The 12,257-nt window shown below is 63.3% G+C and carries 10 protein-coding genes; all 10 read right to left on the bottom strand.

Features of this window, described 5'->3' with window-relative positions; genetic code table 11:
- Positions 1 to 14: 14 nt before the first annotated feature.
- Positions 15 to 791 carry a 1,6-dihydroxycyclohexa-2,4-diene-1-carboxylate dehydrogenase gene (locus ACZ0AV_RS01020; protein WP_499149314.1) on the bottom strand — a complete coding sequence of 259 codons (777 nt, stop codon included), beginning with the start codon at positions 789 to 791 and terminating at the stop codon, positions 15 to 17.
- Positions 792 to 801: 10 nt separating this feature from the next.
- Entirely contained in the window at positions 802 to 1,845 is a 1,044-nt protein-coding gene (benC, locus tag ACZ0AV_RS01015) for a benzoate 1,2-dioxygenase electron transfer component BenC (RefSeq protein ID WP_499149313.1), read from the bottom strand.
- Positions 1,846 to 1,896: 51 nt separating this feature from the next.
- On the bottom strand, positions 1,897 to 2,385 hold the full coding sequence (gene benB, locus ACZ0AV_RS01010) for a benzoate 1,2-dioxygenase small subunit (RefSeq protein WP_499149312.1): 489 nt from the start codon (positions 2,383 to 2,385) through the stop codon (positions 1,897 to 1,899).
- Positions 2,382 to 3,758: a Rieske 2Fe-2S domain-containing protein gene (locus ACZ0AV_RS01005; RefSeq protein ID WP_499149311.1), complete on the bottom strand. Its 1,377-nt coding sequence runs from the start codon at positions 3,756 to 3,758 to the stop codon at positions 2,382 to 2,384. Before ACZ0AV_RS01005 ends, benB begins: the two co-directional genes overlap by 4 nt.
- Before the next feature lie 314 nt (positions 3,759 to 4,072).
- Positions 4,073 to 5,755 carry a 30S ribosomal protein S1 gene (rpsA, locus tag ACZ0AV_RS01000; RefSeq protein WP_070883014.1) on the bottom strand — a complete coding sequence of 561 codons (1,683 nt, stop codon included), beginning with the start codon at positions 5,753 to 5,755 and terminating at the stop codon, positions 4,073 to 4,075.
- A 138-nt stretch (positions 5,756 to 5,893) separates the two neighbouring features.
- Positions 5,894 to 6,583, bottom strand: a complete 690-nt coding sequence (gene cmk, locus ACZ0AV_RS00995) for a (d)CMP kinase (protein ID WP_499149310.1) — start codon at positions 6,581 to 6,583, stop codon at positions 5,894 to 5,896.
- A complete protein-coding gene (locus tag ACZ0AV_RS00990) occupies positions 6,580 to 8,823 on the bottom strand; it encodes a bifunctional prephenate dehydrogenase/3-phosphoshikimate 1-carboxyvinyltransferase (protein WP_499149309.1) in 2,244 nt (747 codons plus the stop codon). Before ACZ0AV_RS00990 ends, cmk begins: the two co-directional genes overlap by 4 nt.
- Complete coding sequence (gene hisC, locus ACZ0AV_RS00985) at positions 8,820 to 9,929, bottom strand: histidinol-phosphate transaminase (RefSeq protein WP_499149308.1); 1,110 nt, start codon at positions 9,927 to 9,929, stop codon at positions 8,820 to 8,822. The genes ACZ0AV_RS00990 and hisC overlap by 4 nt, the downstream gene beginning before the upstream one ends.
- An 86-nt stretch (positions 9,930 to 10,015) precedes the next feature.
- Positions 10,016 to 11,125 (bottom strand): prephenate dehydratase, encoded by a 1,110-nt coding sequence (pheA, locus tag ACZ0AV_RS00980; protein ID WP_499149307.1) that lies wholly within the window; start codon positions 11,123 to 11,125, stop codon positions 10,016 to 10,018.
- Positions 11,125 to 12,210 (bottom strand): 3-phosphoserine/phosphohydroxythreonine transaminase, encoded by a 1,086-nt coding sequence (gene serC / locus ACZ0AV_RS00975; protein ID WP_499149306.1) that lies wholly within the window; start codon positions 12,208 to 12,210, stop codon positions 11,125 to 11,127. Before serC ends, pheA begins: the two co-directional genes overlap by 1 nt.
- Between the last annotated feature and the right edge of the window lie 47 nt (positions 12,211 to 12,257).

Raw genomic sequence — 12,257 nt, 5'->3', positions numbered from 1 at the left:
TGCTCGATGACGTGCTAGCCGAGATCGCCACCACCGACCGGCAGGGTCACGCCGGTGATGTAGGACGCTTCGTCGGAGGCCAGGAACAGGATCGCGCCGACCTGCTCGTCGAGCGTGCCGTAGCGTTTCATCAGGCTGCTGGCGACGGTCTGGTCGACGATCTGCCCATACCAGGTCTTCTCCTGCTCGCTCTGCTCGGCGCTGTTGCGCGGAATCCGTCGTGGCGGCGCTTCGGTGCCGCCCGGCGCAGTGGCATTCACGCGAATGCCGCGCTCGGCGTTCTCGAACGCCAGGCAGGCGGTCAGGGCATTCACCCCGCCCTTGGCGGCACCATAGGGCACACGATTGAGGCTGCGCGTGGCAATGGAGGAAACGTTGACGATGGCACCACCGCCCTGCTCCAGCATCACGGGCAAGGCGGCGTGGCAGCACCATAAGGTTGGGAACAGCGAGCGACGCACCTCCGCTTCGATTTCCTCTTCGCAGTAATGCTCGAACGGCTTCGCCCAAATGGTGCCGCCCACGTTGTTGATCAGGATGTCCAGGCGGCTGAAATGCTCCACGGCCTGCGCCACCACCTGCTGGCAATCGCCATAGCGCTCCAGATCAGCGGTCAGGGTCAGCAGCTCGGCGCCCTGCCCCAGCTCGTCGCGCAACTCGTGAACCAGCTCGGCACGGTCCACCGCGACGATGCGCGCGCCTTCGGCAGCCAGGCGCTCGACGACCCGCCGACCAATTCCCTGCGCCGCCCCGGTGACCAATGCCACCTTGTTGTCGAATCGCTTGTACATGGCGCTCTCCTCAGGCAGTCAGGGCTTGCCGATCGGTGCTGACCACCTGGGTCGGGGTGAACTTCTCGTAATGGAAACTCGCGGGCGTCACGCCCAGCTCGCTGAAATGCGCGCGCACGGCATCGACCATCGGCGGCGGCCCGCACAGGTAGACGTCGACGTCGCCGTCGTTGAGCATCGCCGCGCTCATGTGCGCAGTGACGTAGCCCTTGCGCGGGTGCAGGGACTGCGGCTCGGCCACGCAGGTGATGAACACCAAGGTCGGCAAACGCTTGGCCAAGGCCTGCAAACGCTCGACCAACACCAGATCGAGATCGCGGGTCACCCCGTAGATCAGGCTGATCGGCTGCTCGCAGCCGCGCTCGGCCAGTACCTCAAGCATCGACAGAAATGGCGCCAGGCCGGTACCGCCAGCCAGCAGCAACAGCGGGCGGCGTACCTCGCGCAGGTAGAACGTGCCCAGCGGCCCGGTGAACTGCAGGCGCTCGCCAGGTTTGGCCCCATCCAGGTAGGCGCTCATCAGCCCGCCGGGCACGCGCTTGATCAGGAAACCGAAGCGCGACTCACCGGGCTTGCTGCTGAACGAGTAGGCACGGACCTGGCTGCCGCCAGGCACGGCAATATTCACGTATTGCCCCGGCAGAAAGCTTGGCGGCACTGACCCGCCAGCGACATCGAAGCAGACTTCGAGGGCTGCATCGGCGTGGGGGGTGATCGCCACCAGCTCACCCTCGAAGCTGCTGGTGCCGGTCTTGCAGGCGGTCGAGGGAACCGGCACGGCGATCACGCAATCCGAGGCCGGAACCATCTGGCACGTCAGCACCAGGCCCTGGTCGGCCTCGTCGTCGCTGAGGGCGTCCTCGATGTAATCCTCGCCCTGGTCGTACTCGCCATCTTCGCAGCGGCACTTGCAGGTGCCGCACACACCATCGGAGCAGTCCATGGGCAGGTTGATGCGGTTGCGGTAGGCGGCATCCAGCACCTTTTCGTTGGCCTTGCAGTCAATGAAGCGGGTAACCCCGTCTTCGAAATTCAAAGCGATGGTGTACGTCATGGCGGTACCTCGACGCCGCCGCCAGCCAGTGGCGAGTGGCAGCGCACGGACTCAAATGTGGTAGATGTCGAGCACCTGGTGCACGTAGTCGTTCTTGAGCACCACCTTCTTGCGGGTGATCAACGGCTGGTCGCCGCGCAGATCCAGGCGATAGAACGAGGTGCCGAAATACACGTCGGTACTCTTGTAGCGATGGCTCAGGGTCTGCCAGTTGAAACGCAGTTCGACCTGCTCGGCGCTTTCCTCCAGCACCTCCAGGTTGGCGATGAAGTGCGCCGTGCGCGGCTCCGGCGTGCTGGCGCTGGAGCGCTCGGTCTTGATGCGAAACACCCGGTCCTCCAGCCCTTCGCGGTTGGGGTAATAGATCAGGGAGATCTCCCGCTGCGGATCCTCGGTCAACTGGTCGTCATCGTCCCAGGCCGGCATCCAGAACACCGCCTTGCTCGAATAGCACTCCAGCCATTCGTCCCACTGACGGTCGTCGAGCAGGCGCGCTTCGCGGTAGATGAAATCGAGGATCAGCTGGCGGTTGGCGCTCATGCGGCGTGCTCCCCGTCGGTGGCGATCAGGCTCGCGCGTTCGCTGTCGATGGCCTTGCGCATGGCCTGCGCCCAATAGGCGTGCTGGCGCACGAACAGGCCTTCGTCTTCGGACTTCACCCCGCTGAGCAGCGGCTGCATGCCCATTGCCCTGGCATTGTCGTCAGCGCCTTCAATCCAGTGGCTGGCGCCGCGGCTGAGGTCGTTCCACTGCGCAGCCTGGCCGGCGTAGCCGGTCTGGCAGGCGCGAAACTCTTCCAGATCGTCCGGCGTGCCCATGCCGGTCACATTGAAGAAATCCTCGTACTGACGGATGCGCAGCGCCCGGGCCTGATCGCTCTCGCCCTTGGGCGCGAAGCAATAGATGGTCACTTCCGTCTTGTCGACGGCGATGGGTCGCACCACGCGAATCTGCGTGGAGAACTGATCCATCAGGTAGACGTTGGGGTACAGGCACAGGTTGCGGGTCTGCCCGACGATGATGTCGGCGCGGGTGTCGCCAAATTGCTCGGCCAGCGCATCGCGGTGCGCGAACACCGGACGCACTTCCGGGTTGATCAACCGCGTCCACAACAGGATATGGCCGTGCTCGTAGGCATAGAAACCACCAACGCTCTTCGACCAGCCGTTGGCATCCACGGTGCGCGTGCCTTCGGCTTCGTAGTTGCGGCGTTGCATGGTCGCCGCGTAATTCCAGTGCACCGAGCTGACGTGATAACCGTCGGCGCCATTCTCGATCTGCAGTTTCCAGTTGCCGTCGTAGAAGTACGACGAGCTGCCGCGCAGCACCTCGATGCCGTCCGGTGCCTGGTCGACGATCTGGTCGATGATCACCCGGGTTTCGCCCAGGTACTCCTCCAGTGCCGGTACCGCCTCGTTGAGGCTGCCGAACAGGAAGCCGCGATAACTCTGGAAGCGCGCCAGGCGCTTGAGGTCGTGGGAGCCTTCGCAATCGAAGCTGTCCGGGTAGCCGCCGGTTTTAGCGTCCTTAACCTTGAGCAGCTTGCCGGCATTGCTGAAGGTCCAGCCGTGGAACGGGCAGGTGAACGAGCCCTTGTTGCCCTGCTTGCGCCGGCACAGCACGGCGCCGCGGTGCGCGCAGGCATTGATCAAGCCATGCAGTTCGCCCTGCTTGTCGCGGGTGATGACCACGGACTGGCGGCCAATGTGGGTGCTGAAATAATCGTTGATTTCAGCAATCTGGCTTTCATGGGCCAGGTACACCCAGCCGCTTTCGAAGATGTGCTTCATCTCCAGATCGAACAGCTCCGGGTCCGTGAAGACATCGCGGCGGCAACGGAAGATCCCCTTGGCAGGGTCTTCCTGGACAGATTCGGCAAGTTGCCGGGCAAGGCGATCATAGGTGCCGGTCATGGGTCGTACCCCTCCGTTGTTCTTGTATCAGGCAGGGCCAGATTAAGCGGGGGGTACCAGGGGCAATAGCCATTTGCTGCAGATCGCTATCCAGTTCCTGCAAGCGGTCCGGTTGCTCAGGCTGGATCATGATGATCCAGCCTGAGCGCAGCTCTTTTGACGCGCCACTGGCGGGTAACGGCATCGGGCGGCGTGCGCACTTGCTGCGCCGCAATACAGGCCCGTTCGGAGCGCCTGTGCCTTCGCTGGCGGCACTTTCCTGCGGGCACAAAAAAGGGCGACCGAAGTCGCCCTTTTCTCTGGATTACCCGAACTTAGTTCTGGTTTTCCATTTGCGCACGAATCAGATCACCGATGGTGGTCGGACCGGAAGTTTCAACTTCCTGCTTGCTACGCATTTCCTTGATGGCTTCTTTCTCGTCTTCAACGTCTTTCGACTTGATCGACAAGCTGATCACGCGGCTCTTGCGATCGACGCTGATGATCTTGGCTTCAACTTCTTCGCCTTCTTTCAGAACGTTGCGCGCGTCTTCAACGCGGTCACGGCTGATTTCGGAGGCTTTCAGAGTCGCTTCGATGCCTTCGGCCAGGGTGATGATAGCGCCCTTGGCGTCGACTTCTTTCACGATACCGCGAATGATGGTGCCTTTGTCGTTGACGGCAACGTAGTCGGAGAACGGATCTTCTTCCAGTTGCTTGATGCCCAGGGAGATGCGCTCGCGCTCCGGGTCGACCGACAGGATGACGGTTTCCAGCTCGTCGCCCTTCTTGAAACGACGTACGGCTTCTTCGCCCACTTCGTTCCAGGAGATGTCGGACAGGTGAACCAGGCCGTCGATGCCGCCGTCCAGACCAATGAAGATACCGAAATCGGTGATCGACTTGATGGTGCCGGAGATCTTGTCACCCTTGTTGAACTGACCGGAGAAGTCTTCCCATGGGTTGGTCTTGCACTGCTTGATACCCAGGGAGATACGACGACGCTCTTCGTCGATGTCCAGAACCATGACTTCCACTTCGTCGCCAACCTGAACGACTTTCGACGGGTGGATGTTCTTGTTGGTCCAGTCCATTTCGGAAACGTGTACCAGGCCTTCCACGCCTTCTTCCAGCTCTGCGAAGCAGCCGTAGTCGGTCAGGTTGGTCACGCGCGCCATGACGCGGGTGCTTTCCGGGTAACGTGCCTTGATAGCAACCCATGGGTCTTCGCCCAGTTGCTTCAGGCCCAGGGAAACACGGTTACGCTCGCGATCGTACTTCAGAACCTTGACGTCGATCTCGTCGCCAACGTTGACGATCTCGGACGGGTGCTTGATACGCTTCCAGGCCATGTCGGTGATGTGCAGCAGGCCGTCGACGCCACCCAGATCCACGAATGCGCCGTAGTCGGTGAGGTTCTTGACGATACCCTTGACCTGCTGGCCTTCCTGCAGCGATTCCAGCAGGGCTTCGCGCTCTGCGGAATTTTCGGCTTCCAGGACGCTGCGGCGGGAAACGACAACGTTGTTGCGCTTCTGGTCGAGCTTGATGACCTTGAACTCGAGTTCTTTGCCTTCCAGGTGAGTGGTATCACGCACCGGACGGACATCGACCAAGGAACCTGGCAGGAACGCACGGATGCCGTTAACGTCGACAGTGAAGCCGCCTTTAACCTTACCGTTGATAACGCCCTTGACCACTTCCTCAGCGGCGAAAGCTGCTTCCAGGACGATCCAGCACTCGGCGCGCTTGGCTTTTTCGCGGGACAGCTTGGTTTCACCAAAGCCATCTTCAACCGCGTCCAGCGCTACGTGGACTTCGTCACCGACCTTGATGGTCAGCTCGCCTTGTTCGTTGAAGAACTGCTCCAGAGGGATGACGCCCTCGGACTTCAGGCCAGCGTGAACGGTAACCCAGTCGCCGTCGATGTCGACCACGATGCCAGTGATGATGGCACCCGGCTGCATGTCCAGGGTTTTTAGGCTTTCTTCAAAAAGTTCTGCAAAGCTTTCGCTCATGTTGATTCCTGTTGGATCGGGCGGGGATTCGCCCTGCTCCGCATTCCAGACAATGCGGGTTTATTCATATAAAAGGAGGCCTACGGGACGTGGACTGGTCTCCCGTATGCCTCCCCTGCGAGCCGAAAGTGGCTCTTTTCAACCGGCGAGGTCGCGATTGGCGACTTCGCTCAGAATTCGTGCAAGCACCTGCTCGATGGACAACTGGGTGGAATCCAGCTGAATTGCGTCGGCTGCCGGCTTGAGCGGCGCCACGGCGCGTTGGGTATCACGCTCGTCACGTGCCCGTATCTCATCGAGAAGACTCGCGAGATTAACATCATCGCCCTTGGCCTTCAACTGCAAGTAACGGCGATTGGCCCGCTCCTCGGCGCTGGCCGTCAGGAATACCTTCAGCGGGGCGTGAGGGAACACCACGGTGCCCATGTCACGGCCATCGGCCACCAGGCCCGGCATCTCGTTGAAGGCGCGCTGGCGCTGCAGCAGCGCATCACGCACGGCGGGCAGCGCGGCAACCTGCGAAGCACCGGCGCCGACCTGCTCGTTGCGGATGGCGTCGGTCACCTCCTCGCCTTCGAGGATGATGCGCTGTGGCTTGCCGTCACCGGCCGCGAGAAATTGCACGTCGAGGTGCGCGGCCAGCAGCTTCAGCGACTCCTCGTTGGTCAGGTCGACGCCATGATTGCGCGCGGAGAACGCCAGCAGGCGATACAGCGCGCCGGAATCGAGCAGGTTCCAGCCCAGCTGTTTGGCCAGCAGGCCGGCAACCGTGCCCTTGCCCGAGCCGCTTGGGCCGTCGATTGTGATGACCGGCGCGTGCGTGTTCATTGCTGACCCTCCACGGCGACACGAATGCCCACCTGCTCGGCCAGCGCGAGGAAGTTGGGAAACGAGGTGGCGACGTTGGCGCAGTCGTGAATGCGGACCGGCGCGCTGGCGCGTAACGAGGCGACACTGAAGGCCATGGCGATGCGATGGTCGCCGTGGCTGTGCACTTCGCCCCCGCCGATGGCCTGGCCCCCTTCGATGATGATGCCGTCCGCGGTGGGCTCGACCTTGACGCCCAGGCTGGTCAGGCCGTCGGCCATGACCTGGATGCGGTCTGATTCCTTGACCCGCAATTCCTCTGCGCCACGCAGCACGGTGCGACCTTCTGCACAGACCGCGGCGACGAACAGCACCGGGAACTCGTCGATGGCCAGGGGCACCAACTCCTCGGGAATGTCGATGCCCTTGAGCCGGGCACCGCGGACCCGCAGGTCTGCCACCGGCTCGCCGCCGACCTCACGCTGGTTTTCCAGGGTGATGTCGCCGCCCATCAGGCGCAGGATGTCGATCACGCCGGTGCGTGTCGGGTTGATGCCGACATGCTCGAGCAGCAGGTCACTGCCCTCGGCGATGGACGCTGCCACCAGGAAGAAGGCGGCCGAAGAAATGTCCGCCGGCACTTCGATACGGGTGGCGGTCAGTTTGCCGCCGGCTTGCAGGGACGCCACCGGCCCCTTGGACTCGACGGCGTAACCGAAGCCTCGCAGCATGCGCTCGGTGTGGTCACGGGTCGGTGCCGGCTCGGTGACGGTGGTCACGCCTTCGGCATACAGGCCGGCGAGCAGCAGGCAGGATTTAACCTGGGCACTGGCCATCGGCAGGGTGTAAGTCAGCGCCTTGAGCTTCTGGCCACCACGGATGGTCAGTGGCGGGCGGCCGTCCGGACCGGTCTCGACGATGGCACCCATGTCCCGCAGCGGGTTGGCCACGCGGTTCATCGGCCGCTTGGACAGCGAGGCATCGCCGGTCATGGTCACGTCGAACGGCTGCCCCGCCAGCAGACCGGAGAGCAGTCGCATGGAGGTACCGGAGTTGCCCACGTAGATCGGGCCGGGTGGCGGCTTCAGGCCATGCAGGCCAACACCATGGATGGTCACGCGGCCGTGGTGCGGGCCTTCGATGACCACACCCATGTCGCGGAACGCCTGCAGGGTCGCCAGGGCGTCTTCACCTTCGAGGAAGCCTTCGACCTCGGTGGTACCTTCGGCCAGCGAGCCGAGCATGATCGAGCGGTGGGAGATGGACTTGTCGCCTGGAACGCGGATACGCCCACGCACAGTGCCACCAGGATTAGCCAGGAAAACCAGATCGTTCGAGTGCATAGCGTCCACATAGGCCCGACGGGCCAGTATTTTGCTGAAATGTTCGCGGGCCACGCGGGCGCGCGTGAATACGCCCAGCAGGTGATGCCCGTCCCCTGCGTGCACCGCGTCGCGCAAGGCGTCGAGGTCATCGCGAAATACGTCCAGAGTGCGCAGCACGGCCTCGCGGTTGGCGAGGAAGATGTCGTGCCACATGACCGGATCACTGCCGGCGATTCTCGTGAAATCGCGGAAGCCACCAGCGGCGTAGCGGAAGATTTCCAGATTTTCGTTGCGTTTGGCCAGCGAGTCGACCAGCCCGAAAGCCAACAAGTGCGGCAGGTGGCTGGTGGCGGCAAGCACCTGATCGTGGTGCTCGACCTGCATGTGCTCGACATCCGCACCCAGCTCGCGCCATAGCTGATCGATGCGCTGCAGGGCCACGGCGTCGGTCTGCGGCAGCGGCGTGAGGATCACCTTGTGGCGCTTGAACAGCTCGCCATTGGCGGCCTCCACCCCGCTCTGCTCGGAGCCGGCTATCGGATGGCCCGGCACGAAACGCGCCGGTACGCCGCCGAATACCGCATCGGCTGCGCGCACCACGTTGCCCTTGGCACTGCCGGCATCGGTGAGGATGGCGTTGCCCAGGTCCAGCCTGGCCAGTTCGGCGAGCACACGCTCCATGGCCAGGATGGGAACGGCCAGCATGATCACGTCGGCGCCCTGGCAGGCGACAGCCAGCTGCGCCTCGCAGCGGTCGACGACGCCAAGCTCGACGGCCAGGCGCCGGGCCTGGGGATCCAGGTCGACACCGACCACCTCGCGGCACACGCCCCGCGCACGCAGGCCCTTGGCGAACGAGCCGCCGATCAGCCCCAGGCCGACCACTACCAGGCGTTCGGCCAGCAGTCGGCTACCTGCTGCGGTGTGTTCAGTCACGCGTTCAGTACCTTGCGCAGCGCTTCCAGGAAGCGGGCGTTCTCGGCCGGCAGGCCGATGGAGACGCGCAGGTGATTGGGCATGCCGTAACCGGCCACCGGGCGCACGATCACGCCTTCGCGCAGCAGCCCCTGGTTGATCGCCGCGGTGTCGCGCCCGAAGTCGATGGCCAGGAAGTTGGCCTTGGACGGGATCCAGCCCAGGCCCAGCTCGCGGCAACCGTCTTGCAACTGCAGCATCCCGGCGGCATTGACCTCACGGCTGCGCGCCAGATACTCGGCATCGTCGAACGCCGCACAGGCCGCGGCGAGTGCAAAGCTGTTGACGTTGAATGGCTGGCGCACACGATTGAGCACGTCAGCGATCGCCGGGCGGCTCAAGCCGTAGCCGACCCGCAGCGAGGCAAGGCCGTAGGCCTTGGAGAAGGTCCGCGAGACCAACAGGTTGGCGTGGTCGGCGAGGAAATCCAGGCCGTTCGGCAGCTCGTCGCCCTCGGCGTATTCGATGTAGGCCTCGTCCAGCACCACCAGTACGTTTTCCGGTACCCCGGCGAGGAAGTCTTGCAACGCCTGCTTGCCGAACCAGGTGCCGGTCGGGTTGTTGGGGTTGGCGACGAACACCACCCGGGTATTGGCGTCGATGGCCGCCAGCATGGCCGGCAGGTCATGGCCGAAATCCACGGCCGGCACCACCTTGGCCTGGGCACCGACGGCCTGGGTGGCGATCGGGTAGACGGCGAACGCATGCTCACTGAACACCGCGTTCAGGCCAGGTGCCAGGTACGCACGGGCGACCAGCTCGAGGATGTCGTTGGAGCCATTGCCCAGGGTCACCTGGGCCGTGCTGACGCCGCAGCGCTCGGCCAGCAGGGTTTTCAGGGTGAAGCCGTTGCCATCGGGGTAGCGGGTCAGCTCGTCCAGCTCGGCACGAATCGCCGCCAGCGCCTTGGGGCTTGGGCCGAGCGGGTTTTCGTTGCTGGCCAGTTTGACGATGCTGGCCGGATCCATGTTCAGCTCACGGGCCAGCTCGTCGACCGGCTTGCCGGGCACGTAAGGGGACAGTTTCTGCACGCCTGGCTGGGCCAGGGCGATGAAATCACAGCTCATATACAGGCCTCAGGCTGCAGGTCCCAGGCTGCGGATACAAGCCTGATTGCGCCTGTAGTCCGCAAACCCGCGGCCTGGAGCCGCAGTTAAAGTACTGCCTTGGGGTAGGAACCCAGCACCTTGAGTGCCACGGCTTCCTGATTGATCTTTTCCAGCACGTCCTTGATCAGCGGGTCGCGGTGGTGACCGACGAAGTCGATGAAGAACGCATAGGTCCATTTGCCGCTGCGCGACGGACGCGTCTCGATGCGGGTCAGGTCGATACCGTTCTGGTGGAACGGCACCAGCAGCTCATGCAGCGCGCCAGGCTTGTTGCGCATCGAGACGATGACCGAGGTCTTGTCGTCGCCGGTTGGCGGGACTTCCTGGTTGCCGATGATCAGAAAGCGCGTGGAGTTGTCCGGGCGGTCCTCGATCTTCTCGGCCAGGCGGGTCAGGTCGTACAGGTTGGCCGCCATGTCGCCGGCGATCGCCGCCGAGTTCCACTCGCTCTTCACCCGCCGTGCCGCGTCGGCGTTGCTGGAAACCGCCACGCGCTCGACATTCGGGTAATGGGCGTCCAGCCACTTGCGGCACTGGGCCAGGGACTGGGCGTGGGAATAGATACGGGTGATGCGGTCGGTCTTGGTGGCATCGCCCACCAGTAGATGGTGGTGGATGCGCAGCTCCACCTCGCCACAGATCACCAGGTCGTGTTCGAGGAAACTGTCGAGGGTGTGGTTGACCGCACCTTCGGTGGAGTTCTCCACCGGCACCACGCCGAAGTTGACGGCGCCGGCGACCACCTCGCGGAACACTTCATCGATCGCCGCCATCGGCTGACTGATCACCGCGTGCCCGAAATGCTTCATCGCCGCGGCCTGGGAAAAAGTACCTTCCGGGCCCAGGTAAGCGACCTTCAGCGGATTCTCCAGGGCCAGGCAGGAGGACATGATTTCACGAAACAGGCGGGCCATTTCTTCGTTGCCGAGCGGGCCGCGGTTGCGCTCCATCACCCGCTTGAGCACCTGCGCTTCGCGCTCGGGGCGGTAGAACACCGGCACCTCGCCTTCCGGCAGGGAAGCCATCTTCACCCGCGCCACTTCTTCGGCGCAGCGCGCGCGGTCACTGATCAGTTCGAGAATCTTCTCGTCCAGGCTGTCGATGCGCAGGCGCAAGGCCTGCAGCGCCTGATCGGTATTGGCATCTGCGCTCATCAGCCGTGCTCCTTTTCGAACTCCGCCATGTAGGCGACCAGCGCCTCGACCGCATCCAGGCCCACGGCGTTATAGATGGAGGCGCGCATGCCGCCCACCGAGCGGTGGCCCTTGAGGTTGAGCAGGCCACGGGCATCGGCACCGGCCAGGAACGGCTTGTCCAGGCGCTCGTCGCCAAGGCGGAACGGCACGTTCATCCACGAGCGGGCATTGCGGGCGATCGGGTTGCTGTAGAACTCGCTGGCGTCGATCACGCCGTACAGCAAGTCCTTCTTGGCCTTGTTGCGCTGTTCCATGGCGGCGACACCACCCTGCTCTTTCAACCACTCGAACACCAGGCCGGACAGGTACCAGGAGAAGGTCGCCGGGGTGTTGTACATCGAGCCGTTATCGGCGGCTACTTGATAGTTGAGCATGGTCGGGCAACTGCTGCGTGCACGGCCGAGCAGGTCTTCACGGATGATCGCCACCACCAGACCGCTGGGGCCAATGTTCTTCTGCGCGCCGGCGTAGATCAGGCCGAACCTGGAGATGTCCACTTCACGCGAAAGGATGTCCGAGGACATATCGACCACCAGCGGCACGTCGCCAGCCTCGGGAATCCAATCGAACTGCAGGCCACCGATGGTTTCGTTGCTGGCGTAATGCAGGTAGGCGGCATCCTTGGACAGCTGCCACTCGTTCTGCCCGGGAATCGCGAAGTAATCGTAGGCCTTGGCGCTGGCGGCGACATTGACGTTGCCGTAGCGACGAGCCTCGTCGATGCTTTTCTTCGACCAGATGCCGGTGTCCACGTAGTCGGCAGTGCCGTCTTCGGGCAGCAGGTTGAGCGGGATTTCCGCGAATTGCTGGCTGGCGCCACCCTGCAGGAACAGTACTTTGTAATCGGAAGGAATGGTCAGCAGGTCGCGCAGATCCTGCTCGGCCTTTTCAGCGATGGCCGTGTATTCGTCGCTGCGATGGCTCATTTCCATGACGGACAGGCCTTTGCCCTGCCAGTCGAGGAGTTCAGCCTGGGCACGTTGCAGAACGGCTTCGGGGAGCGCGGCCGGGCCGGCGCAGAAGTTATAGGCTCGCTTGCTCACAATTCACTCTCGCTTGACTGTCTGGTTACAGCGCTACATCTATCTGG

This window comes from Pseudomonas sp. AC532 (assembly GCF_979258965.1).
Note: the sequence above shows the minus strand (reverse complement) of the source record. Positions and strands in the feature narration are given on the sequence as shown.